13 protein-coding genes are annotated in these 25137 nt (G+C 69.4%); 9 read left to right on the top strand and 4 right to left on the bottom strand.

Annotated features, from left to right (window positions below; all coding sequences use genetic code 11):
* Window positions 1–61: 61 nt before the first annotated feature.
* Window positions 62–544, bottom strand: a complete 483-nt coding sequence (locus BX283_RS39620) for an SMI1/KNR4 family protein (RefSeq protein ID WP_101393028.1) — start codon at window positions 542–544, stop codon at window positions 62–64.
* Between the two features lie 2 nt (window positions 545–546).
* Entirely contained in the window at window positions 547–7476 is a 6930-nt protein-coding gene (locus BX283_RS39615) for an RHS repeat-associated core domain-containing protein (RefSeq protein WP_101393027.1), read from the bottom strand.
* Window positions 7477–7984: 508 nt separating this feature from the next.
* Here BX283_RS39615 and BX283_RS42290 point away from each other — a divergent pair.
* Window positions 7985–11881: an FG-GAP-like repeat-containing protein gene (locus BX283_RS42290; RefSeq protein ID WP_143676653.1), complete on the top strand. Its 3897-nt coding sequence runs from the start codon at window positions 7985–7987 to the stop codon at window positions 11879–11881.
* A gap of 162 nt (window positions 11882–12043) precedes the next feature.
* A complete protein-coding gene (locus BX283_RS39605; protein ID WP_257584530.1) occupies window positions 12044–13750 on the top strand; it encodes a VCBS repeat-containing protein in 1707 nt (568 codons plus the stop codon).
* A gap of 60 nt (window positions 13751–13810) precedes the next feature.
* Here BX283_RS39605 and BX283_RS40980 read toward each other — a convergent pair whose 3' ends face one another.
* Window positions 13811–13981, bottom strand: a complete 171-nt coding sequence (locus BX283_RS40980) for a hypothetical protein (RefSeq protein WP_180357526.1) — start codon at window positions 13979–13981, stop codon at window positions 13811–13813.
* Window positions 13982–14298: 317 nt separating this feature from the next.
* Between BX283_RS40980 and BX283_RS39600 the strand changes: the two genes are divergently transcribed.
* From BX283_RS39600 to BX283_RS39585, 4 genes are all read left to right on the top strand, one after another.
* Window positions 14299–15660, top strand: coding sequence for an FAD-dependent oxidoreductase (locus BX283_RS39600; RefSeq protein ID WP_101393024.1), 1362 nt, complete (start codon window positions 14299–14301; stop codon window positions 15658–15660).
* Window positions 15661–15905: 245 nt separating this feature from the next.
* Window positions 15906–17210 (top strand): cytochrome P450, encoded by a 1305-nt coding sequence (locus BX283_RS39595; protein ID WP_101393023.1) that lies wholly within the window; start codon window positions 15906–15908, stop codon window positions 17208–17210.
* Window positions 17211–17616: 406 nt separating this feature from the next.
* Window positions 17617–18732: an acyltransferase gene (locus BX283_RS39590; protein WP_180357525.1), complete on the top strand. Its 1116-nt coding sequence runs from the start codon at window positions 17617–17619 to the stop codon at window positions 18730–18732.
* A gap of 157 nt (window positions 18733–18889) precedes the next feature.
* Complete coding sequence (locus BX283_RS39585; RefSeq protein WP_101393021.1) at window positions 18890–19615, top strand: TetR/AcrR family transcriptional regulator; 726 nt, start codon at window positions 18890–18892, stop codon at window positions 19613–19615.
* Between the two features lie 243 nt (window positions 19616–19858).
* Here the strand turns inward: BX283_RS39585 and BX283_RS39580 are convergent, their stop codons facing one another.
* Entirely contained in the window at window positions 19859–21340 is a 1482-nt protein-coding gene (locus BX283_RS39580; RefSeq protein WP_101393020.1) for an MFS transporter, read from the bottom strand.
* Window positions 21341–21857: 517 nt separating this feature from the next.
* Here BX283_RS39580 and ccrA point away from each other — a divergent pair.
* From ccrA to BX283_RS39565, 3 genes are read left to right on the top strand one after another with little or no spacing between them, the layout of a single operon-like run.
* Complete coding sequence (gene ccrA, locus BX283_RS39575; RefSeq protein WP_101393019.1) at window positions 21858–23210, top strand: crotonyl-CoA carboxylase/reductase; 1353 nt, start codon at window positions 21858–21860, stop codon at window positions 23208–23210.
* A gap of 24 nt (window positions 23211–23234) precedes the next feature.
* Window positions 23235–24236 carry a 3-oxoacyl-ACP synthase III family protein gene (locus tag BX283_RS39570; RefSeq protein WP_101393018.1) on the top strand — a complete coding sequence of 334 codons (1002 nt, stop codon included), beginning with the start codon at window positions 23235–23237 and terminating at the stop codon, window positions 24234–24236.
* A complete protein-coding gene (locus tag BX283_RS39565; protein ID WP_101393017.1) occupies window positions 24233–25102 on the top strand; it encodes a 3-hydroxybutyryl-CoA dehydrogenase in 870 nt (289 codons plus the stop codon). The genes BX283_RS39570 and BX283_RS39565 overlap by 4 nt, the downstream gene beginning before the upstream one ends.
* The last annotated feature ends 35 nt before the right edge of the window (window positions 25103–25137 follow it).

Here is a 25137-nt window from a genome sequence, read left to right as displayed (position 1 = left end):
TGCGCAGAGGGGACCTTCATCTGCTCTCAAAGGCAGCCGAACCGCGAAGAGAGGACGTGACCTAAATCGATGGACTACAGAGAACCAATCGAGACAAGAACTCCTCGAACGAAACCGCTACTGTCCGAGGGATACGGTCTTCGTCGATGTACGCAACAGATGGCTCACCGTCCGGACCAGATTCGGAGTAGTCAAGCATTACCGCGTCATGCCCACCCGAAGGCATGTCACAGATTACTACACCGATTTCTGGGTATCCCCACTCGGCGATCAGGTCTGCGCTCCCCAACCCAGAAGGAGAATCAATCCCCCATTTTCCTCCGACTCCAAGGAGTGCGCGTACCTCGAAATGGTCGGCAGCCCACGACGTTGCGAACTCTGTTGGGAAACAGCGCCGCTTCAACACTCCGCCATTCTTCTCCGTCAGTGCCGCCACGTAGCTTGCCGGGAGCCGCAGGTCCAGGGCCTCCTCAGCGCGAAGAATCATGTCACGACTCAGCGAGGGACCTGTGTAGAAATCTCCGTCCTCAAACAACTCGTTCATTACTACCTCCCTCCAGAGAATCCGCCAGTGTGAGCTGTCCGCTTATGAGCTTCCGTCTCGATCAACTGCATGAGCCCCGGCTCCTGGTGGTGATGCCACGTATAGCCATCGGGTGTCTCACTAAGACCTGCCGCGCGATTAGATCTCGCGAAATCTGTTCCGCGACTTCCGGAAAGTTCGATCCGCACATCGGGCACATCTGGATGGCGCCACGCCGAGAAGTCAGGAAAGCCATTTTCGTCGAATGGAACATTCGTCTTAGGGTGAACATCCCCTGCCAGCTTTCCATTACGCACCTTCGGTATGCCGCCGTCAGCACATTCACAGCTTGCCGGGTGTCCAGTAACTGCACCGCCACAATTGTGGACGAGCACCGGCGTGGCCCCCGCCAGCACATAATACGTATGGATGTGCTCGACGGTCAGGTTGTACGTCGTCACCGCCCGCCGGTAATTGCGGATCTTGACGACCGTGAGCAGCGCGCCATCGGGTTCGCGGAGCTGTTCGCCCGGCTTGAGGTTGGTGGCGTCGACCCACTGCTTGCGTGTCGCGTCCCAGTACGGGTGGTGCTGAGTCGAAGTGACGACCTTGTCGCCCTCGGCCGTGCGGACCGTCGTGTCCGTGAAGTCCTTGTCCGTCAGGGTCACCTCTACGTGGGTGACCTTCTGCGGCTTGGTCGTGTTCGTCAGGGGGTCCGTGGCCTCGACGGTGTCGCCGACCTTCACCTGGTCGATCGGGACGGTGGCGCCGCTCGCGAGCAGGACAGTCGTCGGCGCCGGGAAGCTGTTGCACCCGGGGCCCGTGGAGGCGAGTTCCCTCCCGGCCGCGGCCTCTCCCTTGGCGGCCACCCCGCCCGCTTCTCCTGCGGCGCCCGACTTCGAGACCGCCTTGGAGACGCCCTTGGCGACCTTCGCCGCAGCGCCGACCACCGCCGCGCCGGCTCCCACCGCAGCGAGTGCTTCTCCGCCCGCTGATATCACGGCCCCGGCCGCTGCCGCTGTTGCTCCGAACGTGGCGCCTTCGGCGGCGCCGGTGGCCGCCGCCATCATGACTCCGGCGCAGGCGACGCCCGCCGGGGTGACGCACGCAGCGACCACGGCCACGACCACCACCGTGATCACGACGATCACGGCGACCGTCTCGACCTTGTCCCAGACCTTCTGCCACCAGTGGTGGTGCTTCGGCTTCTTGGGCGGTGCAGGCCGCGTGTCGTACACGACGCCGGTCTTGGCGGTGTACGTGGCGTAGGCGTCCTCGCTCTTCGTCTCCGGTGTGGAGTCCCGGTGGCACTTCTCCGGGTTGAAGTCGCAGATCGTCTGCCCCGTGGGGTCCGCGTTGTTCAGCGGGGAGTTGTCCGCGTACGCGTAGCCGTTGAGGGCCTGCGGGTCGGCCGCGTCGAAGACCGGGTCCACCGACAGGAACCGGCCCAGGTTCGGGTCGTACTCGCGGGCGCCCAGGTTGGTCAGGCCCGTCTCCGTGTCCACCGTTCCGCCCACGAAGCCCTTGTCGCCTGGCCATGTGGAGGGCGTCGGGCCGCCTCGGTTCTGGCCGAACGGGGTCGTGGGCCGGCGCTGGACCGTGAGCGTCGCGGAGTCCACCGCGACGTTGTCCGTGCCGTGCGGGTCGGAGGCCAGGTAGGTGAGGCGTCCGTCGCTCGTGCGGGCCAGGGTCAGGGAGCCCGGCACGCCGTAGTAGCGGGTGGCGCTCGTCGTGTCCGTGTCCTTGTTGAGCACCACCTCCGTCCCCGGCAGGTACAGCGTCGACGTCTTCGGGTCGTGGCGCAGCAGCTGGTTGCCGTCCGCGTCGTAGACGAAGTCCGTGCCCTTCTCCGTCTGGGTCTTGGTGACGGTGTCGAGCTTGCCCTCGTCGGTCCAGGTGAAGTTCTGCGTGCCCGCGCCCGTGGTGTGCGCGGTGGTGTTGCCCGCCTCGTCGTAGGCGAAGGTCTCCGTGCTGGTGCCCGTGGCCGGGCTGCTGGCCGTCATCGACTGGACGGCGTGCGGGTGCGGCTTCCCGGCCGCCGGGTAGGCCTGTGTGTGGGTGACGTCCTTCGTGGTGTCACCGGTGACGTCGTGGTCGACCTGACTCGTACGGTTGCCGGTCAGGTCGTATCCGTACGACTGCCAGTACGGGTTCGGGCCGCCCAGGTTGGCCGCGCTCGGCGTGGTGTTGGTGCAGCCGCCGATACCGGAGGCCTTGGGGGCGGGTTCCGTGGTGGTGCCGCCCTTGTCGGTCCACGCCTCGGTGAGCCTGTTCAGGTAGTCGTAGCTGAAGCACTGCGTGTCGGTCTGGCCGGTGTCCTGGACGTCCGAGGCCGAGGTGACCGCGCCGGACGGGGTGTAGGTGTAACTGGTGACGTCGACCGGCGTGGTGCCGTTCTCCTTGTCGAGCGTCGACTTGAGCACCCGGCCGGTGGCGGCGTCGTAGCTGTTGGTCTGCGAAACCTGCTTGGGCACGTCACCGAGCAGGCTGCGCTGGACCTGGCCGTACGGCGTGTACCACATACCGCTGATGTAGTCGGCCGCGCCGCCCACCAGCATCGGCTTTCCGGCGAGGTTGTACGAGTAGTAGACCGACTCGGCGGCCAGGCCTCCCGCTGCCGGCATCTTGGCGGTGTCCAGCAGACCGGTGTTGGGCGTGTAGACCGCGCCGGTCGTGTAGGTGCCCGCGAGCTTGCCCTCGGCCGCGGGGATCGTGACCGTGCTGCCGGTGGGCCGGTACGCCACGTCGTAGCCGGTGACCGCGTTGGTGTACGCGTTGCCGTTGCTGTAGCGGGTCGAGGAGGTCGGCTGCCCCTTGGCCAGCGTGTCGTACGCCCACGAGGCCAGCTTGGTGCCGCTCGTCGACCCCGCGTACTCGGCTGTCTTGCGGCCCAGTTCGTCGTAGGTGAACGCCAGTGTCTTGTGGCGGGCGTCCGTGACCGAGGTGAGCCGGTCGAGGTCGTCGTATCCGTAGGTGGTCGTGCCGGTGTCCGGGTCCGTGGAGGAGGACTTGCGGCCGCGCTGGTCGAAGGCGGTGCTCCACTTGTTGCCCGCGCTGTCGGTCACCTGGTCCTGGTTGCCTGTCGCGTCGTAGTGGTAGCGCGTGACGTCGGACGGGCCGGTGGGCGTGCTGCCGTGGTACTGGCGGAGCTCGACCGTGCGGCCGCGTGCGTCGGTGATGGTGCTGGTCGCGGAGGCGCCGGGGGGCGGGGTGACGTCCACCCGGTCGGCGCCCAGGTACGCGGTGCTGCTGCGCCACTGTTCCACGGCGAGGCTGGAGAGGGTCTGCGCGACGGGGCGGCCCATGCCGTCGTAGAACGTGCCTGTCTGGGACGGCACTTGGTCGTCGTTGACCACGAACAGCGAGGGGGTCGGGTCGGTGGTGTTGTAGTAGGGGGCGTTGGACTTCACCGTCCAGCCGTGGGTGTCGTAGAAGGTGTCCGACACCAGCCGGCCCGCGCCGCCGTCCGCGCTGCTCTGCTGCTCCTGGCGCAGCCGCAGCAGGCCGTCGTACAGCTTGTAGTCGATCGTGTAGGAGTTGTCCTCGCGGAGCGTCTCGCTGGTGACGACGCTCGGGGTGCCCTTGTTGAGCGCGTAGGTGAAGCGCTTGTTGGCGCTCTTGCTCGCCTTGGGCCGGCCGGGCAGCCAGACGGCCGCGAGTCGGCCGAGCGGGTCGTACGCCACGTCGGTGATGCGGCCGTTGGCGTCGGTCGTGGTCAGCGGGGCCGCGCGCAGCGGGTCGTACGTGGTGGTGCTCTTCCAGCCCGCGGTGGCCGGGGCCACGGCCGGCTGGGTGCTCGTGGCGGAGGTCGGCAGCACGCCGGTCGCCGGGCTGTAGGAGGTGGAGGTCGTGGCGCCGAGCGCGTCGGTCACGCTCGTCGCGCGGCCGTAGATGTCGAAGGTGGTGGTCCCGACCGTCTTGAACTGGGCCGCGCCGGAACTGTCGTAGTGGTCGAGGACCTGGGTGGACGTGGCGTCGCCGGTGCCCAGGACGAGGCCGAACGGCTTGTTGTCGTACAGGCTGCGGTTGTCCGCGAGGGTGTTGTCCGCGTTCGGCGTGCTGTCACAGCTGCCGGCGATCTTGATGACCTCGGACGGGAAGGCCAGCATGTTGGCCCAGGCGTTCGCGTTCTGCGCATAGCTGGTCTTCGTGCAGACCTCCGGCGTCGCCGAGGTGCCGTCGCCCTTGTCGTCGACCGCGACGACCCGCCCGTCCGTGTCGTACGAAGTGTCGATCTCCGAGGTACGCCAGGTCTTGTCCGAACGCAGTGCACTCGTCTGGACCTTTGCGGTGCCGCCGAGCCGGGCGGTCAGGTCGGGCAGACCGGTCCGCTTGTGGGTGGCGGTGACGCGGCCGTCCCAGGGGGTACGGAAGGTGGCTTCCTGTACGGTTCCGCCGGACGTGTCGTAGGCCCGGCTCTCGCGGACGACACCGGCCAGCTGGTCGTCGTCGGTCAGCGAGACGCCCGCGGAGTCCGTCACGGTGACCGACTTGTGGGAGCCGTCGGCCTTCAGGTCCCCGTTCATGCCGCGCAGGTAGAGGGCAGAGCTCTGGGTCAGCGCCTGTGGGGCGGTGCCAGTGTGGGTGACTACCTCGCCGTAGCCGCGGAACTGGCCCCAGCTGCGGTTCTTGGGGTCCATCAGCTCTTCGTCGTCGTGGTGCCAGGCCGCGCCGCCCAGGTACTCGTACGAGGTGGACTTGGCGGCGGCGCCGAGCGTCGAGTTGTCGACCTCTGTGACCTGTTCGACCAGGTACTTGTGGAACCAGTCCAGGGTCGGGTCGCTCGCGCCCTGCGGTACCCAGTACACGGGGTAGCAGGCCATCGTGTTGCTGTCGGGCGCGGCGGGCATATGAGTGCCCTTGACGCACTCCGGCGACTTGTACGTGATGTTGATCTGGGCGCCGGCCTCGGTGACGATCGCCCGGACCCGGTACCGGTTGATCGGTGGGATGTTGTCGGTGGTCGTGTCGACCCGGTTGGCGAGTCGTGTCCCGTAGAAGGTGACGGCGGGCAGCCCGAGCGTGCCGCCGTCCTTGCCCGTGTGGGTGATCGACGCGAGCCACAGGCCCGGCTTGTTGGTGTCGCCCGTGGCCGGGAACTGGTGGGTGAGGTCGTAGGTGTCCGCCGGGGAGTACGCCGAGCCGACCAGCACCTGGGTGCTGATGGTGGTGAGCCGTCTGGTGGTCCAGAACGAGGGCGCGTGGTTCGCACACGTTCCGGTCGAGGCGCAGTTCTGGTCGAACGGCACATCGGGCCAGTGGCTGGCGGTGGCCGCGGTGGGCGGCGTGTCGGGGCATTTGAACGTCGAGTCGGAGACACAGCGCTCGGACGTGGCGAAGAGGATCTGGGCGGCGGCCTTGCTCCCGGCGACCGCGTCCGGCACCCGCTGGCCGTAGGAGATGGTGGTGAGGTATCCGCCGCGGATGTAGGACGTGAGGGTGTTGGAGGTGCCGCGCGCGTAGTAGTTGGGCTCGGTCTTGTACGCGTACGTCGTCACGTTCTGGTTGGGATCCACGACGAAGTCGAGGGACCAGTGCCACGCCTGCTGGCACCAGGACGTGTCGAACGTGCTCCCGTGGCAGGGCTCCCCGGTGTCGTTGCCGAAGACCGGGGCGGTCCAGGTGGAGTTGGTGGTGGGGGTGGTGGTGCTGCCGGGGGCGTGGTTGAGGCCGAAGTAGTACTGGATGCCGTTGGTCGTGGTGACCTTCCAGTACTCGCCGTTCTGGGCGCCGTTGGTCGCGCCCGTGAGGTGCTCTACCCGCGAGCCGTCGTCGCCGCTCTCACGCCAGATGCCAGTCGTGTCGTCCTTCACCAGCTTGACCGTGCGACCGCCGAGCGACAGCGTCGCGTTGTCGGTCACCCAGCAGTTGTCGCCGACCGTGTTGGCCTGGCCGTCCTTGGAGCACGGCTTGTACGAGCGCTCGACGTAGCCGGGCTGGTAGTCCCAGCCGTCGCCGATCCAGGAGGGCTGGTTGTTGGTCGCGGCGGTCCGGCCGTCGATGCTGGAGGAGTCGTACGACAGCGCCACGGCGGGCGCGGAGCCGCCCAGCGGCGGGGGCACGCTGATCGGGTACGTCCAGGTGAAGTCGCCGGAGGAGGTGCCCGCGCTCCAGCTTCCGGAAGGGGAGAGTGCGGTGGCGCCATAGGTGCCGCCGGCTCCGGCGGGGGCGGCTGTCGCGGCGAGTACGAGCGACTGGGCGCTGTCTGTCGTGGCGGCGCCGGGCAGCACGACGTCGGCCACCAGGCGGTGGTTCTCGAAGTCGTTGCGGAAAGGCAGGGGCTTGGACGTGCGGCATGCCGGGGAGTGCGGTGTCGTCATGGCGCAGGCGGGCAGCTGGACCAGTTGGAGGCGGGCCGCGTAGTCGCCGCCGTAGGCGTCGGCGAAGCCGGTGTAGTCCAGGCCGACCGAGGCTGTGCTGCCCGCGTGGCGCGGCGCGCTGTCGGTCAGGGAGAACAGGGCGCCGTTGATCCCGGCGCGCTGGGCGGCAGTGTGGCCCGCGACGGCGACCGTGACGGCGGTGGGTGCTGTGCCGGTGGCTTGGTTCGTACGGTGTTTGGTCAGTGAACCCGGGCGGCCGACCCACACCGGGGTTCCTGCCGCGTGGGCCGGGCCGGGTTCGGCGTAGGGCAGCCGTGTAACCGGCTGCCGCGAGGGCGCCAGTGGAGGCGCGATGTGGTCGGCGGCCGGATTGACCTGGACGCGGGTCGCTGATGGCCAGGTCACGGACAGCGGGTGGTACTTGGCAGGTGACGACCCGTGAGTACCGGAGGGCGCGGCGCCCCGCTGCGGCTCGACGTCGTGCCCCTTCACCGAGTGCGCCTTGTCCAGGGGGCGCGGCGACCACTGCTTGGGCAGATGGTGCCCCTGGGCCAGCACCGGCGCCCCGGACAGCAGCGTCAGGACCAACGCGAAACAGGCGGCCAATGCCACCGTGCCACGCAGCCTGCCCATGCATTGAATCCGGCCAAAAAGCTGCGAGCAATACCAGCTTCTTCTACTTCTCACTGCAGTCCCCACCCCGGCAAGCAAAAGAGACCGGAAAAGTAGCAGCGGGAAAGCACCTGCCGCCACACGCGAACGCAAAGATAAGGCAAATAGAAGGCCGCAAATCGCCGCGCCTTGACCCAGACCCGGGCACTTCACAGGCAGCGCGCCCACATGAACTACAGGCAATGCACTGGCCGGCATTTTGCCATGTGGCCGAAACGCATCTCCGTATATACCGATGCCGTCTCGATGAACCGCCAGTACCGCTCCAGCTGTTATGCCCTGCTTCGACCCAGCCGCCATTCCGGCCGCCACGAGACCTTGGCCCGAATGTCAGACTCCCCATATATGCTCCCCGGGCGCTCGCTGAATAAGGCGGGCTGAATTCTGAATTCCGTGGCCATACAGGAGCAGCATGGGAACCCAAAGACGGCGCCGTCGAAAAGCGCTCGCCTCCGCCTGGAGCATGGCGGTGAGCATCGCCCTGATATCCGTCGCGCTCGGCGCGGGCCCGGCAGCGGCCGACGGAGGGGGCACTCCGGAGCCGGTGAAGCCGAATCCGGTCGAGTACCCGGCTCCGGAACCGACGACCGCGCTCACTGGTCTTCAGGCCGCCGAAGCCGAGGCGGCGGCGCAGGCCAGGGCGACCGGCTCCGCCGTGCCCGTGCAGAGCGCCACCACCCAGACCAGCACCCTCACCGCCAACCCGGACGGAAGCTTCACCCAGAGTCAGAACGCCGCTCCCGTACGGGTGAACAAGGACGGGCAGTGGACGCCGCTCGACGCCACTCTCCGGCGCGGCGACGACGGTTCGATCACCACCACCGCGACTCCCACCGCTCTCGCGTTCTCGCCGGGCGGCACGGGCCCGCTGGCCAAGATGACCACGCCCGAAGGCAGGCAGCTCGCGCTCTCCTGGCCCGACCCCCTGCCCGCACCCACCGTGTCCGGCAGAGCCGTCCTGTACCCGGACGTCCTTCCCGACATCGATCTCCGGGTCACCGCGCAGGACCAGGGCGGATTCACCCAGGTCCTGATCGTCAAGACCCGCGAGGCCGCCGAGAACCCCAAGCTGGCCACCGTGCGGCTCCCCGCCTGGACGACGAACGGGCTCACGCTGTCGGATGACGCGCACGGCGGCCTGAGCGCCAAGGACAGCACAGGGGCCGCGGTCTTCTCCGCCCCGACGCCGACCATGTGGGACTCCAGCACCCCGTCCGGCCCGGCCACGTCCGGCCTTTCGGTGACACGCGACAAGGCCCTCACCCAGGAGCAGGCGGCCGCCTCGGGGGAGGCCGGCTCCTCGCCGGACGGTCCGGGAGCGGGTGCCAAGCAGGCGGACCTGCAGGCCCGAGCCGACGAGGGCGCCATCATTCTCACTCCCGACCAGCAACTGCTCACCGCCACCGATACGCACTACCCGGTGTACATCGACCCCAACTGGGAACCGAGCAGGACCGGCAGCAACACCTGGGGCGCCGTCTGGGAGGCCTACAAGAACAGCGCCTGGGACACCGGCAAGTGGGGCAACCCCGGCGTCGGCTACCAGGGCTACCAGACCGACACCGGCATCGAGCGCGTCTACTACAAGTTCAACACCTCCCCGTACGCCGGAAAGGTCATCCACTCGGCCGCCCTCACCATGACCGAGACGTACTCCGCTTCGATCGGCTGTGAGAAGTACGGGCTCAACGTCTACCGCACCGACTCCTTCAGCTCGGGCATCACCTGGAACACCGCGCCGAGCGCCCACGAGAGGATCGGCAGCGCCTCGGTCACCGGCACCCGCAACAACGACTGCCCCGGTGACCAACTCGCCGAGGCCGACGTCACCTCGGCGGTCGACAACGCGGGCTCCAGCCTGTCGGTCGGTGTCTTCGCCGCTGACGAGAGCAACCGGGACGCCTTCAAGCGGTTCTCGACCAACGCGTCCCTGGTCGTGCAGTACAACACCATCCCCAAGGTGCCCACGCTGCCCCAGACCACACCCGCCTCCGTGTCTCCGGCCACGCCGGACTGCGGGCAGAACACCATCGGCTGGATCGGCGCGACCAACGCGGCCGGTGACGGAATCCACCTCCGCGCCACGGTCGCCGACGCCGACTCGGACCAGCAGGTCCGGGGGCAGTTCGGGATCTGGGACGACTCGGACGGCAGCAAGAGCGTCATCGGCATGGGCGATCCCGGCTCCAGTACCGCCTGGGTCTCCAGCGGAACCGCCGTCGACAAGACGGTCGGCACCCTCACCGACGGTCATCTGTACGGCTGGTACGCCCGCTCCGACGACGGCATCAGCCACTCCGCCACCACGCCCGTCTGCCATTTCCGGGTGGACGGGACACCGCCCTCGGAGCCTACGGTCGTATCGGACGACTACCCCGCCTCCGGCTCGACGGTCACGACGCACCACGCGGACGACCGGTTCGGCGGCACGTTCCGGCTCAGCGCCTCGGACGGCGGGAGCGGCGTCGACTACTTCGAGTACTCCTTCAACCGGACCCTCCCGGTCGGCGGCGCCACGACGGTCGACGCCGTGAACGGGACGGCGTCCCTGAACCTGACGCCCGCCCACTGGGGCACGAACGTCCTCTACGTGGACGCGGTCGACAACGCCGGAAACCGTTCGCGGACGTACGAGTACGACTTCTACGTGCCGGGGAACCAGAACGCCAAGACCGTGGCGGGGGACCTGACCGGTGACGGCCTGCCGGACGTCGCCACCGTGGACGAGGGCGGGAACATCCGGATGTACCCGGTCGGGACGGACGACCCGGCACGCGGCGGCACCGTGGCGCGCTACCAGGCGCCCAGCAAGCTACCGACCGCTGCCACCTGGGCGGGAGCGATCCTCGCCCACCGCGGTTCCCAGCACGGCGGGCAGACCGTCGACGACCTGTTCGCCTACAAGGAGGGGGAGTTGTACCTCTACCTCAACCCGACGAACGGCGACTTCACCAAGGCCCAGCTCGTGACGGTGACCCGGCCCGGGTGCGCCTCCGACGCGACCAAGTGCCAGGGTTACAACGCCGACTGGCAGCGGGTCACCCAGGTCATCACACCCGGCGACGTGGACGGGGACGGCCGCAACGACCTGATCACCGTGGAGAAGGGCATGCTCTGGCTCTTCGAAGGGCTCGGCAACGGCCGCTTCCGCGACTCGGTTCAGATCGGCGCGGGCGGCTGGCAGAGCATGACCGTTCTCGCCCCCGGCGACATCGGCGCCGCCGGCGGCGCCGCGCGTGACGGCCTGCCGGACCTGTGGGCCCGTGACACCACGACTGGCGCTCTGTACGCGTACTACAACCGCCCCGGTGACCCGATGGGCCTGGGTGACATCACCACCCGCCAGCAGATCGGCTCCGGGTTCTCCCTGCTGGCCCACCCGTCGATCACCTCCGACGGCGACCTCGACGGCGACAGCTACGCCGATCTTGTCTCCACCACCTGGGACGGACGCCTCATCGAGTTCCCCGGCCGGGCATCCGCCGCGGGCCAGTACCCCTTCACCTCCGCCGCGGACATCAGCCAGCGCGTCTGGGGCAAGACCATCCAGACCCTCGAAGGCTCCCCCTACCGTCCGTACGCCAGGAACGACTACGACGGCGACGGAAGAAGCGACCTCACCGCCATCTCCGGCTCAGGCAATCTCTTCTACTGGCACAGCAACGGCAACGGCAGCCTGCGCAACGGCTCTCGACTGTGGGCAGGGGACGGCGACTACCTCACCTTCCGCGACCTCGCCCCGGGCGATTTCAACGGGGATGGCAAGACCGATGTCGCCGACATCAGTGGCTTGGGGACCCTGTACTGGAAGCCTGGTGACGGCAACGGCGGCCTCGGCGGAACCCAGCAGCTGTGGCCCACGGACGAGGCCTTCAAAACCTTCCGGGATCTGACCTCTGGCGACTTCAACGGGGACGGCAAGTCGGACGTCGCCGTCATCTCCGGCTCCGGAAACCTCCTGTGGTGGGCAGGTGACGGCAACGGCAACCTCGGCGCTGCCCACCCCCTCTGGCCCAACGAGGGCGGCTTCGCCACCTTCCGCGACCTCACCACCGGCGACTTCAACGCAGACGGCAAAACCGACGTCGCCGCCATTTCCGGCGCAGGCAACCTCTACTGGTGGGCAGGCGACGGCAACGGCAACCTCAGCACCGCCCAACGCCTCTGGCCCAACGAAGGCGATTTCGCCACCTTCCGCGACCTCACCACCGGCGACTTCAACGCAGACGGCAAAACCGACGTCGCCGCCATTTCCGGCGCAGGCAACCTCTACTGGTGGGCAGGCGACGGCAACGGCAACCTCAGCACCGCCCAACGCCTCTGGCCCAACGAAGGCGGCTTCGCCACCTTCCGCGACCTCGCCTGATCGAGCAGCAGGGTGCCCGGTCCCCGAGGCCGGGCACCCACTCCGGCCCTTCCCCCCAGCCATCAACAGCCACCCAGAAAGCCACCCCACGTGCGAATAAGCCACCGTCACCGCGTTGCGCTGGCGATCGCCGCGCTGAGTGCGGCAATCAGCACCGCCCCCGTGCACACGGCCATGGCCGCCGACTCCGGCGCCTCCGAAGCCGGACTGGATCTGAGCACGCCCAGCCCCATCTACGTCAACGGCACCCCAGGGGAAACCGACCTCACGGTCACCAACCCGCCCGTCGGCGACGCCTACATCCGGTTGGACCTGCACGGCGCCGGACTGGACCACATACGCATCACGGACGACGCCGGTACGGAGGTACCGTCTCACTACGACCCGTCGGACGGGTCGAGGAGGATCTTCGAGATCGGCGCGGCCGACAGCGATCGCGACGGTATTCCCGGCGCACCTCTGACCGAAGGCACGACTCGTCTTCACATGGCCGCCGAGTACGGTGTCGACAGCCATGTGTCCATGTACGGCCGCCTCGTGGACGGTGCCAGCGGACAGTTCCTCGACAACGCCTTCGAGCAGGGCCCGATAGGGATGCGTCTGTCGTCGCCGTCGTTCACGAGCAACTGGGAATCTCCGGGGCACGGTACGGGCACCGACGCGACCATCGACGTCAGCGTGGGTTACCCCCAGCCAGCCCACATGCGACTCACCACACGCATGGGAGCCATGGCCTCACCCCCGGCGACAACCCACACCCGGTTGCGCTTTACCGCGCAACAGCTGGCAGCTGCCCACTACACCGCCTCGCAGGTGGCTGACGGGGTGCGTGTGGAGTACTCGGCGGACGGCGTTCGCTACGACCGGGTTCCTTGGACGATCGATGGGAGCGGCGCTGCCGTCCTCGACTTCCCCTCGCGTTCCTGGGGACCCGACAAGCCAATCGAGCAGAGCGACCACCTGCGCGTCTCCGGCTCCTGGGAACTCCCGACCGCAGGCTTCCTGAAGGGCGCCTTCTCCACGCTCGCCGACGACGGCAGACAGGTACTGGCGCAGGACCAGGAGTTCATCTTCGAACGCGACTACGTCCCCGCCTTCGCCAGGCATTCCTTCTACGGCAGGGACGCCGCCGGTGTCCTGTGGCAGTACAAGGAGGGCGCGTACCCGGACTATCGCGGCCAGTACTACACCCCGCGCACCCGCGTGGGAGGCGGCTGGCAGGCGTACGACACGCTGACGAAACTCTCCACCTTCGGGGTACAGGGCAACGGCGATCTCGTCGCCCGCGACCGTTCCGGCGTGCTCTGGTACTACCGGGGCAGCGGTGACGGCGACGCCCCGTTCCTGTCCCGGATCCGGGTCGGTGGTGGCTGGCAGGTCTACGACACCCTCGTCGGCGCGGGCGATGTGAGCGGGGACGGCAGGCCGGACCTCCTCGCGCGCGACCGGGCCGGCACGCTCTGGCTGTACAAGGGCACCGGCAACCCGAGCGCGCCCTTCGCCTCCCGCACCCGCATCGGCGGCGGCTGGAACACCTACACCACGATCGTCGGCGGCACCGACCTGACCGGCGACGGACGCCCCGACCTGGTCGCCCGCGACCGCAACGGTGTCCTCTGGCTCTACCAGGGAACCGGCCGTGCCAGCGCCCCCTTCGCCGACCGCACACGGGTCGGCGGTGGCTGGAACACCTACACCGCGCTCACCAGTCCCGGAGACCTGTCCGGGCACAGCCACGGCGGCAGTCTGCTGGCCCGTGATCACGACGGCAGGCTCTGGATCTACTTCGCCACCGGCAAAGCCGACGTCCCGTTCGGGCCACGACTGGAGATTGGCGACGGCTGGAACACGTACAACACCCTCATCTGACCATCCACCGGCCCACGGAGGCCTCCGGCAGAGCAGCGGGGCAACGACCCTGACGAGTACTCAGCGGCCGCTGTTCTTGACCGGCCGGTGCAGCAGGTCCCTGATCCGCCACCACAGCCGGGCGGCTCGGGGACTCTCGGTGGAGTAGCTGGGGCCGAACCAGGTGTTGTCCGCGCTGCGGCCCAGGGGGGTGCCTTCGGGCGAGTAGTGCTGGGGAGGTTGGTCGCCCATCGCGTCTCCTCTCAGGGGTGGGGAGCCTGGTTCCCACCCCTTTTGCGCAGGTTGTTGTCGGAGCGCGTCTTGGGGCCCCGGCCGATGCCGCTGGCGTAGCCCTGCATCGCAGGGTAGTAGGTGTGGCCAGTGCAGCGGTCGCCCCCAAACCAACGGCTCTGCGCAACAGCCCGCTCGGCGTCGTCGGGCGCGCCCGTACCCCAGCTCGCACCCGTACTGGTGTCACTTGTGGCTCATGAAACAGGGGTAGTCACCTAGGTTTGCCCATTCTTAGGGTGGCTGGTGAGTTGTTCTTTGTCGGTCGAAGGGAAACTGTCATGCCCCGCCCCCTGCGGACAGCCATCGTGGGCGCAGGTCCCGCCGGGATCTATGCCGCGGATGCGCTGTTGAAGTCCGCGGCCGCCACCGACCCCGGTGTTTCCATCGACCTGTTCGAGCGGATGCCCGCGCCGTTCGGGCTGATCCGTTACGGGGTCGCTCCCGACCATCCCCGTATCAAGGGCATCGTCTCCGCCCTGCACCAGGTGCTGGACAAGCCGCAGATCCGGCTGTTCGGCAATGTGGACTACCCCGGTGACATCAGCCTCGATGAGCTGCATGAGTTCTATGACGCGGTGATCTTCTCCACCGGTGCCGACGCCGACCGGGCGCTCGACATTCCCGGCATTGAGCTGGACGGTTCCTATGGCGCCGCCGACTTCGTGTCCTGGTACGACGGGCACCCCGACGCGCCGCGTACCTGGCCGCTGCACGCGGACAAGGTCGCCGTGCTCGGTGTCGGCAACGTCGCCCTGGACGTGGCCCGGATCCTCGCCAAGACCGCCGACGAACTCCTGCCCACCGAGATCCCGGCGAATGTCTACGACGGTCTCAAGGCCAACCGGGCGCGTGAGATCCATGTCTTCGGCCGCCGCGGGCCCGCCCAGGCCAAGTTCAGCCCGATGGAGCTGCGCGAGCTGGACCACTCTCCCACCATCGAGGTCATCGTCGACCCCGAGGACATCGACTACGACGACGGCTCCATCGCCACCCGCCGCTCCAACAAGCAAGCCGACATGGTCGCCAAGACCCTGGAGAACTGGGCCATCCGCGACGTCGGTGAACGGCCGCACAAGCTGTTCCTGCACTTCTTCGAGTCGCCTACCGAGATCCTCGGCGAGGACGGCACGGTTGTCGGCCTGCGCACCGAACGCACCCGCCTCGACGGCACCGGCAACGTCCACGGCACCGGCGAATTCCACGACTGGGACATCCAAGGCGTCTACCGGGCCGTCGGCTATCTCTCCGACGAACTCCCCAAGCTGCCCTGGGACATCGACTCCGGAACCGTCCCCAACGACGGCGGGCGTGTCATCGAAGCCGGCAACCACCTCCCCTCCACCTACGTCACCGGGTGGATCCGGCGCGGCCCCATCGGCCTCATCGGCCACACCAAAGGCGACGCCAACGAAACCGTCGCCAACCTCCTCGACGACCACGCCCACGGCCGCCTGCGCAACCCCTCCGCACCGCAGCCGGAAGCCGTCGACGCCTTCCTCACCCAACGCGGCGTGCGCTGGACCACCTGGGAAGGCTGGCACCGCCTCGACGCCGCCGAGAAAGCACTCGGCGAGCCCCAGGGCCGCGAACGCGTCAAGATCGTCGAGCGCGAGGACATGCTCCGCGCCAGCGGCGTCTGAGCACACGCACACGCACACACCCGCACCCGCACCGCGACCTGCGTCGGCCCCCGCCCGAAGGCGGGGGCCGATGCCGTCTCGCCGGGCGGGCTCGCCGCCTCCCCCGTACCCCCAATACCCCGCCCCCGATAGGGGTGGAGGCGGTCACATTAAGGGTTGGAGCGCCCTCGGTGGGCTCGTAATGTCACGGCCAGCGCCCGGATTGAACAGCCCGAGCCCGTCGCTCGGTTTTCGAGGGGAAGTGCATGACCACCAGTCCAGAACTCCAGAGCCCGACCGGTTGCCCGGTGACCGGGCTGGCCGCCGGTTTCGATCCGTTCGGAGCCGAGTACCAGGCTCATCCGGGCGTCTCGATGGCCGAGGCGCGTACCGAGGAACCGGTCTTCTACAGCCCTGAATTGGATTACTGGGTCGTCACGCGGTACGACGACGTCAAGGAGATCTTCAAGGACACCGAGACGTTCTCGGCCTCCATCACCCTCGACCAGATCACGCCCTCCACCGAGGAGACGATCGGGATCCTGGTGCAGCACGGGTTCAACCCGGGGCTCGCGCTGGTCAACGAGGACGGTGACTCCCACCGTGAGCGCCGCAGGGCGCACCAGGACCCGTTCAAGGGCAAGGAGGTCGAGGCGCTTCTTCCGCGTATCCAGGAGCTGGTCGGACGTTACGTCGACACGTTCGTGAAGAAGGGCCGCGCCGACCTGATGGCGGACCTCTTCCAGGAGGCGCCCATCACCATCGCGCTGATCTTCATGGGGATCCCCGACGAGGACATCGCGGCGTGCCGTCAGTTCACGCTGGACCAGACGGTGTTCATGTACGGGCGGCCCTCCGCCGAGGAGCAGAAGCAGGTCGCCTCGAACCTGGGCCGGTACTGGGAGTTCACCGGCGAGCTCGTCGAGAAGATCAAGCAGAACCCCGACTCGCCGGGCTGGCTGCCGCACATCATCCGCGAGAGCCAGAGCAAGCCCGGCCTCTTCGGTGACAACGAGCTCCAGACCACGGCGCTGGCCGGTCTGGTCGCCGCGCACGAGACCACCACCAACGCCAGCGGCAACGCGATGCGCGCGCTGCTGGAGAACCCCGAGACGTGGGCGCGGGTGTGCGCCGACCCGGCGCTGGTTCCCAAGGCCGTGGAGGAGTCGCTGCGCTATGACGGCTCGGTGGCCGCCTGGCGCCGCCTCGCCGTCAAGGAGACCACGGTCGGCGGGGTGACCATCCCGGCCGGCGGCCGCGTCATGATGATCACGTCCTCGGCCAACCATGACGAGGCGGTCTTCGAGGACCCGGAGTCCTTCGACATCGACCGTGACCGTCCCAACCGGCACATGACGTTCGGCTTCGGCGCGCACGCCTGCATGGGCGCGACCCTCGCCCGTCAGGAGATGCGCATCTTCATCGAGGAGCTGGCGCGTCGCCTGCCGCACATGCGTCTCGTCGAGGACCAGGAGATCACCTACCTGCCCAACACCTCCTTCCGCGGGCCGCAGAACCTGCTGGTGGAGTGGGACCCGCAGCTCAACCCGGTTGCCGCCGACCGCCCCTGAGACTCCGGCACCCCCGCACCCCCACCCCGGTCGTCACACCTGGCCACCGCGTCAGGGCCCGGTGTCGGCGGGTGCTCCCGGACTGGCCGGCCCGCGTCTCCCCCGCCGCGGCCCGGCCGGTCAGGAAGCATCCGCCGGCACCGGGCCCTGCGCCGCCCGGCCCGGTGTCGGCGCCCGGGGCTTTTCGTGCCCCCCGAGGGATTTTTGGCCCCCCGAGGGCCTTTCGTCGCCCCGAGGGCCTTTTCGTACCCCCAGGGCCTTTTCGTACCCCCGAGGGCCTTTTCGTCGCCCGGCGCCGCCGGGTCGCCGGGCGTCGCCATGGGCGAGACCGGCAGCGCCGCTCCAGCTAGGAGGAAACACCGAGATGAGCACCCCACGGGGGAGTTCCCTGCCGTCACTCACGGGGATGAGGATCATTGCCGCGGTCCTGGTGGCCGCGTTCCACATCGGCGCCCTGGCCCCGTTCGCCGACCCCGACATCGCCAAGACGTACCACCGCCTCTTCGACCAGGGTGGCTGGGCCGGTGTCACCTTCTTCTTCGTGCTCAGCGGTTTCGTGCTGACCTGGGCGGCGCGGCCGGGCGACACCCTGACCGGCTTCTGGCGGCGGCGTTTCTTCAAGGTGTTCCCCAATCACCTGCTGACGGTGACGGCCGGCATCTTCCTGCTGGTGTGGCTGGGGACCTCCCCGGGCACCGGAGTCACCATCGCCAACGTTTTCCTGGTCCACGACTGGGACTGGCGCTTCACCACCTGGTGGGGTGTCAACCCGGTCTCCTGGTCGCTGTGCGCGGAGGCGTTCTTCTACGCCTGCTTCCCGTTCCTGATCCGGCTGGTGAACCGGATACCGGCGCAGCGGCTGTGGGCGGCCGTGGCCGGGACCGTCGTGGCGATCACCCTGATCCCCTCGCTGGCCGACGTCGTGCTGCCCGACGAGGCGCCGAGCCCGGGCATGCCGGTGAGCGCCACCGAGCTGTGGTTCATCAACGGCTTCCCGCCGGTGCGCACCCTCGACTTCCTCCTCGGCATCCTGCTGGCCCGGATGGTGCGCGAGGGACGGCTCTTCCGGCTGCCGCTGCCCGCGGCCATGCTGCTGGCGGTCGGCGGGTACTGGCTGTCCACCCAGGTGCCGTACGAGTACAGCCTGGCCGCCTGCACGGGGCTGCCGTTCGGTCTGCTGATCGCGTCGGCGACGCGGGCGGACCTGGGCGGTCAGTGGTCGCCGTTCCGCAGCAAGGCGATGGTGTGGCTGGGCGAGATCTCCTTCGCCTTCTACCTCTGGCACTTCCTGGTGCTCATGTGGCTCGGCCACCTCTTCCAGAAGCACCAGCCGCTGTCCACGTCCGGCACGGTCGGCTTCATCGCGCTGGCCCTGGCCGTGGTCGTGGTGCTGTCGTGGGCGACGTTCCGGCTGGTGGAGATGCCCGTGATGCGGGCGTTCGCCCGGCCGCGGCGCCCGCAGTCCGGCGCCGCCGGGACGCGGGCCGGTGCCGAGCGGGCCGCCGAGCCGGTCCGGCGCTGAGGGCCCGGCCCCGGAGGCCGGTGAACACATCCGCGAGGCCGTCCTCGCATGGGCATTGCGCCGGGTCACCCGACCCGGCGCAATGCCCGTTTTCCGCTGTACGCCCGCCCGGAACTGGCCGTATGGGAGTGGTATGGCGCACGGTAAGGTGCATTTCATGGGACAACCGACACTGAGCCGCCGCGAAAGGCTTCGGGCCGAGACGGCTGCGGAGATCAAGGCCACCGCGCTCAAGCACATGGCCGCCACCGGCGCCGCGGCGTTGTCTCTGCGCGCCATCGCCCGGGACATGGGCATGACCGCGGGTGCCATCTACAGCTACTACGACACGCGTGACGCGCTCATCAACGCGCTGATCACCGACGTGTACACCTCGCTCGCCGACGCCCTGGAGGCCGCGCACGAGCAGGTGCCCGAGCAGGACACCGCGCAGCGGATCCTCGCGCACGGCCACGCCTACCGGCAGTGGGCGATCGGCCATCCCGAGGAGTTCCAGCTGGTGTACGGGGACCCGGTGCCCGGGTACCGGATGCCGGAGGGCAGCCCGGCCTCCGAGGCGGAGCTGCGGGTGTGCATGCTGCTGAGCCAGCTGGTCGCCGCGGCCTGGCCGTACGCGGCCGCCGCCCACTCCGGTGAGGAGCACGCCTGGGAGGACTTCCAGCCGGACCTGACCGACGCGCTGCACGAGCAGGAACCGGAGCTCTCGCCCGCGGCGCTGGCGCTGGCGCTGCGGATCTGGGGCCGGATGCACGGGCTGGTCGCCCTGGAGGTGTACGGGCATCTGCGGTCGCAGATCGTCGACCCCGCCAAGCTGTACCACCAGGAACTCCTCGACCTCACCGCGTCGCTGGGGCTTCCGGTGCCGGTGGCCAGCGGGGTCTGAGGCCGGGTTTACGGTCTGACGGTCTGGCGGTTTGAGCCGGGGCCCGGCGGAACCGGTGGAGTCGGCGAGCGGGCCCCGGCGTCGGGGCCCGCTCGCACACAGCACACAGCAGAGGATCCGGCCGAGGAGATGGGTTCCTCGGCCGGATCCTCTTGTGTCTCGCGGCCGTTGGGCGGGGGACCGGTAGGGCCACGAGGTTCCGGGGCGGGGGCCGGGCTTCACGCCCGGCCCCCGCGGGGTGGGTCAGGAGGCGGTCGTCACCGGCTCCTCGGCGGGGGTGTCCACGCCGTCGCCCGCGACCGCCGCGAGCGGGGTCGGGGCCGGGTCCTTCAGGAAGAAGAAGGTGACCAGGGCGCTGACCGCGACCAGGGCGCCGGCGATGACACCGGCGAGCTGGAGGCCGTCGACGATGTCGCCCGCGCTCGGCGGGGTCGCGCCGTCGAAGTCGAGGCCGTGGTTGGCGACGGCCACCAGCGCCGCGAGGCCCATGGCGCCGCCGACCTGCTGGGTGGTGGAGACCGCCGAGGAGGCCACGCCCTGCTCCAGCGGGGAGATGCCCATGCCGGCCGCCGCGAAGGTGACGGTGAAGCCGACGCCGCCGCCCAGGCCCCACAGGAAGATGCCGGGCATCAGGGCCCAGACCGAGCCGCCGACCGACATGCCGAGCGCGGTGACCGCGACGCCGGCGCCGTTGACGATGAGCGTGCCGGTGAAGACCTTGCGCAGGCCGTACTTGGTGAGCAGCGGCGCCGTCAGCTGGCCGGCCGCCATCGAGAAGATGCACAGCGGCAGGAAGACGAGGCCCGCCTTGATGGGGCTGTAGCCCAGGACCGGCTGGAGGTAGGTCGTCAGCAGGTAGTAGCCGGTCGACAGCGTCGCCATGAACAGGCAGGCCACCACCATCGTCACCGACAGGGTGCGCACCTTCAGCAGACGCAGCGGCAGCAGCGGGGAGGAGGTGCGTGCCTCGACGATGAAGAAGGCGAGGAGCAGGGCCGCGCCGATGGCCTCGGTGCCCAGGGACTGGAAGGAGGTCCAGCCCTTGTCGGGGCCGGAGGCGAGACCGAAGACGATGAGCGAGGAGCCCGCGGTGGCCAGCAGCGCGCCGGGGACGTCGAAGTCGCGGATGCCCTTCTGCGCCGGGCCGTCGGCGTTCAGCAGCACCAGGCCGGCCACCAGCGCGATCGCGGTGAGCGGGACGTTCACGAAGAGCACCGACGACCAGCCCCACCAGTCGGTGAACAGACCGCCGAGGACCGAGCCCGCGGCCAGACCGCCGCCGCCGATGGCACCCCACACCGACAGCGCCTTGTTGCGCTGCGGGCCTTCGGGGAAGCCGATGAAGATGAGGGTGAGGGTGGCCGGGAAGAGGAGCGCTCCGCCCATGCCCTGGACCGCGCGGGCGGTGATGAGGGTGCCCGGGTTGGTGGCCAGTCCGCCCGCCAGCGACGAGAGTCCGTAGATCACCATGGCTGTCAGCCATACGCGCCTGGCGCCGAGCCGGTCGACCATCCGGCCGCCCAGGAGCAGCAGACCGCCGTAGCCGACGGCGTAGGCCGAGACCACCCACTGCAGTGACTGGGCGGAGAAGCCCAGGTCCTTACCGATGTCGGGGAGCGCTACGTACACGATGTTGTAGTCGACCGCGATGATCAACTGCGAGAAGCCCAACAGTGCCAGCTGCCACCCCAACCGCGCGGGCGCCCTGGTCAACGATTCCGCCATGGCCTGATCAATCTCCTAGAAACGACACGGAAGTCACGACGCGCGAGCCACGTCGTACGGGCAGCCCGGCCGGTTGCGTCCGGTGGGCCCTGCACTGTGCACACTATCTAAACAGTGTTCAACTTTCGCATGCAGTATAGGAATCACGCGCCGTGAAGTGTCAAGTGCGCTTCCCACCCCGGTTAGCGGCCGGTTCCCGCCGCGTGGGCGGGCCGTGAACACGCCCAACCGCCCGCTGTGCGCGCTGCCTTGGGAACACCATGGGCCCCGACCGGAAGGGGTGCGCCACCCCTAGTGCCGCCCCGGCGGCGAATAGGGGGCGCCGCGCGAACCTGGGGTATGCCGGGGCCGGAGCGGGACGTAGCGTCCCCATGGACTCACCGGCACCGTGCTCGTGCCGGCGCGCCGTCGCGGCACGCGTCGTGAAGTCGGCAGTTCCGGCAGTGTCGCCGGCCTTCCCCTGCAGACCCAGCGTGCGCGACGCGGCGTGCGGAAACCATTCAGCCAAAGGGACGTCATGGATTCATTGGCAAGTGCGGTGCTCGCCGGGGCCGGTCCGGAGGAGCTGGCCCGCGAGCAGGTGCCCAGCGACTACCTCGCCGCCCATCTGCGGGCCGAGGACGAGGCCCGGGCCCTCGCCGCACCGGACCCCGATGTACGCGACACGCTCCACGTGGGCCGGGTGCCGATGCCGGAACTCGCCCCGGACGAGGTCCTGGTGGCCGTCATGGCCAGCTCGATCAACTTCAACACGGTGTGGTCGGCGACCTACGCCCCCGTGTCCACCTTCAAGTTCCTCAAGCGCTTCGCCTCGCTGGGCGGCTGGGCCGCGCGGCACGACCAGCCCTACCACGTCGTCGGTTCGGACGCGGCCGGCGTCATCGTCCGCGCGGGTGCGGGCGTACGGCGCTGGAAGCCCGGCGACCACGTGGTGGCCAGCTGCGTCCAGGTCGACGACCACGAGCCGGCCAGCCACTCCGACGCCATGCTCGGCGGCGACCAGCGGATCTGGGGCTACGAGACCAACTTCGGCAGCCTCGCCCACTACACCGTGGTGCGCGCCAGCCAGCTGCTGCCCAAGCCCGCCCACCTCACCTGGGAGGAGGCCGCGGGCAACATGCTGACCGCGGCCACCTCGTACCGGATGCTGATCAGCGAGCGCGGCGCCCGCGTCAAGCTCGGCGACGTCGTGCTCATCTGGGGCGCGACCGGCGGACTCGGCGCGTTCGCCGTGCAGTTGGTCAAGCAGGCCGGCGGCATCCCGGTGGGGGTGGTCAGCTCCGAGTCCAAGGCCAAGCTGCTGCGACGGCTGGGCTGCGACGTGGTGATCAACCGCGACGAGATCGGCATCGGAGGCGAGGTGCCGCGCACCCCCGAGCGCACCGCCGAGCTCGGCGACCGGCTCGGGCGCGCCATCCGCGACGCGGTGGGCGAGGACCCGCACATCGTCTTCGACTTCGTCGGCGAGGCCACCTTCGGCCTGTCGGTGCACGTGGCCCGGCGCGGCGGCACCGTCGTCACCTGCGGCTCCAGCACCGGCTACCACCACAAGTACGACAACCACTCGCTGCGCGGCAACCTCAAGCGCATCGTCGGCAGCCACGCCGCCAACCTCCAGGAGCAGTGGGAGTGCAACCGGCTGTTCCAGCTCGGGCTGCTCAACCCCGTCCTGTCCACGGTCCACCCCCTCGAAGAGGTCGGGGAGGCGGCCCGGCTCGTCCAGACCAACCGGCACACCGGCAAGGTCGGCGTGCTGTGCCTGGCCCCCGAGACGGGTCTCGGCATCACCGATCCGGCGCTGCGCGCCCGCATCGGCGAGGACCGCATCAACCCGCTCCGGACCGACGCCGCCGGCGTCCTGGCGGGCTGACCCACGACCGCGGAAGGAGGTCCGATGGTGGCGAACACGGCAGCGATCCTCGCGACCGGCAGTTACGTACCGAAGGAAGAAATCAGCAACGAAGAGGTGGCGGCCCGCTGCGGCGTCACCGCGGAGTGGATCGAGCGCAAGACGGAGATCAGGAGCCGGCGGTACGCGCCGCCGCACCTGGCCACCTCCGACCTCGCAGCGCGGGCCGGAGCAGCGGCGCTGGAGGCCGCGGGCCTGGACGCCGGGGACGTCGACTACCTGATCGTGTCCACCTCCACCGGTGACTCCCCGCAGCCGCCGACCTCCGCCCTGGTGCAGCACGCCCTCGGCGCCTACGGCGCGGCCTGCCTCGACGTCAACGCCGTGTGCAGCGGCTTCGTCCACGCCCTGGAGCTCGCCCGGGGCCTGGTCGCGCTGCGCCCCGGCGCCCGCGCCCTGGTGATCGCCGCCGATGTGTACTCGCGGATCCTGGACCTCTCCGACCGCCGCACCGCGCCGCTGTTCGGCGACGGCGCCGGGGCCGCGCTCGTCGGCGCGGCCGAGCAGGGGTACGGAATCCTCGACACCGACCTGACGACCAGCGGCGGCGCCCACCACCTCATCCGCGTCGAGGCGGGCGGCAGCCGGCTGCCCGCCTCCGCCGAGACCGTCGCCGAAGGCGCCCACTACTTCCGCATGGAGGGCCGGGCCGTCCGCGCCTTCGTCAACGAGAACGTGCCCCCCGCGCTGCGGCGCCTCGTCGAGCGCACCGGCCACCGGCTGGCCGACGTCGACCACTTCATCCCCCACCAGGCCAACGGAGTCATGATGCGTGAACTCGTCGAAGCCTCCGGGCTGACCCAGGCCGCCGTGCACCGCACGGTGGAGCGCTACGGCAACACCGGATCCGCCTCCATCGCGGTCACCCTCGACGAGGCCAACCGGGCCGGGCTGCTGCGCCGCGGCGAACTCGTGCTGCTCGCCGGGTTCGGCGGCGGCATGGCGGCCGGCTCCACCCTCCTCACCTGGCAGGGGGAAGCGGCATGACGCACTCCGGCACCGACATCCGGCGCGTCGGCGTCGTGGGCTGCGGCCAGATGGGCGCCGGGATCGCCGAGATCGCCGCCAAGGCCGGACTCGACGTGACCGTCGCCGTCTCCTCCGACGACTCCCGCGGGCGCGGCCTGCGCCGGCTCACCGGCTCGCTGGACCGCGCCGTCGCCAAGGCCCGGCTCGGCGAGGCCGAACGCGACGCCGTGCTCGGCCGGATCACCTTCACCACCTCGCTGGAGGACCTCGCCGACCGGCAGGTCGTCATCGAGGCCGTCGTGGAGCACGAGCCCACCAAGCTCGACCTGTTCACCATGCTCGACAAGATCGTGGAGGACGAGGAGGCCGTCCTCGCCACCAACACCTCCTCGCTGTCCGTCGTCCGCATCGCCAGCGTCACCCAGAACCCCGGCCGGGTCGTCGGCACCCACTTCTTCAACCCGGTCCCGGTGCTGCCGCTGGTCGAGCTGGTCGGCTCCGTCCTCACCGAGGAGAGCGCCCTGGACCGCGCCGAGCACCTGGTCGGCGGCATCCTCGGCAAGACCGTGATCCGCACCCCCGACCGGGCCGGGTTCCTCGTCAACGCCCTGCTCTTCCCGTATCTCATGGCGGCCGTCCGCATGGTGGACCAGGGCTTCGCCACCGCCGACGTCGTCGACCAGGGCATGGTCAAGGGCTGTTCCCACCCGCTGGGACCGCTGCGCCTGCTCGACCTGATCGGCCTGGACACCTCGGTGGCCATCGCCGAATCGCTCTACGCCGAGCACAAGGAACCGCTGTACGCGCCGCCGCCATTGCTGCTGCGCATGGTCGAGGGCGGCCTCCTCGGCAAGAAGACCGGCCGGGGCTTCTACACCTACTGAGGCGCCCCGCGCCCCCGGCCGCCCGGTACCGCCGG

The sequence above is a fragment of the Streptomyces sp. TLI_146 genome, assembly GCF_002846415.1.
GTDB lineage: Bacteria > Actinomycetota > Actinomycetes > Streptomycetales > Streptomycetaceae > Streptomyces.
Note: the sequence above shows the minus strand (reverse complement) of the source record. Positions and strands in the feature narration are given on the sequence as shown.

What these genes read in the sequence shown, in the direction of transcription:
- BX283_RS39590 (WP_180357525.1), top strand. Translation starts at nt 17,617, where the DNA reads ATGAGGATCATTGCCGCGGTCCTGGTGGCCGCGTTCCACATCGGCGCC.
- BX283_RS39600 (WP_101393024.1), top strand. Translation starts at nt 14,299, where the DNA reads ATGCCCCGCCCCCTGCGGACAGCCATCGTGGGCGCAGGTCCCGCCGGG.
- BX283_RS39580 (WP_101393020.1), bottom strand. Translation starts at nt 21,340, where the DNA reads ATGGCGGAATCGTTGACCAGGGCGCCCGCGCGGTTGGGGTGGCAGCTG.
- BX283_RS39615 (WP_101393027.1), bottom strand. Translation starts at nt 7,476, where the DNA reads ATGGGCAGGCTGCGTGGCACGGTGGCATTGGCCGCCTGTTTCGCGTTG.
- ccrA (WP_101393019.1), top strand. Translation starts at nt 21,858, where the DNA reads ATGGATTCATTGGCAAGTGCGGTGCTCGCCGGGGCCGGTCCGGAGGAG.
- BX283_RS39620 (WP_101393028.1), bottom strand. Translation starts at nt 544, where the DNA reads ATGAACGAGTTGTTTGAGGACGGAGATTTCTACACAGGTCCCTCGCTG.
- BX283_RS39585 (WP_101393021.1), top strand. Translation starts at nt 18,890, where the DNA reads ATGGGACAACCGACACTGAGCCGCCGCGAAAGGCTTCGGGCCGAGACG.
- BX283_RS39570 (WP_101393018.1), top strand. Translation starts at nt 23,235, where the DNA reads ATGGTGGCGAACACGGCAGCGATCCTCGCGACCGGCAGTTACGTACCG.
- BX283_RS39565 (WP_101393017.1), top strand. Translation starts at nt 24,233, where the DNA reads ATGACGCACTCCGGCACCGACATCCGGCGCGTCGGCGTCGTGGGCTGC.
- BX283_RS40980 (WP_180357526.1), bottom strand. Translation starts at nt 13,981, where the DNA reads ATGGGCGACCAACCTCCCCAGCACTACTCGCCCGAAGGCACCCCCCTG.
- BX283_RS39595 (WP_101393023.1), top strand. Translation starts at nt 15,906, where the DNA reads ATGACCACCAGTCCAGAACTCCAGAGCCCGACCGGTTGCCCGGTGACC.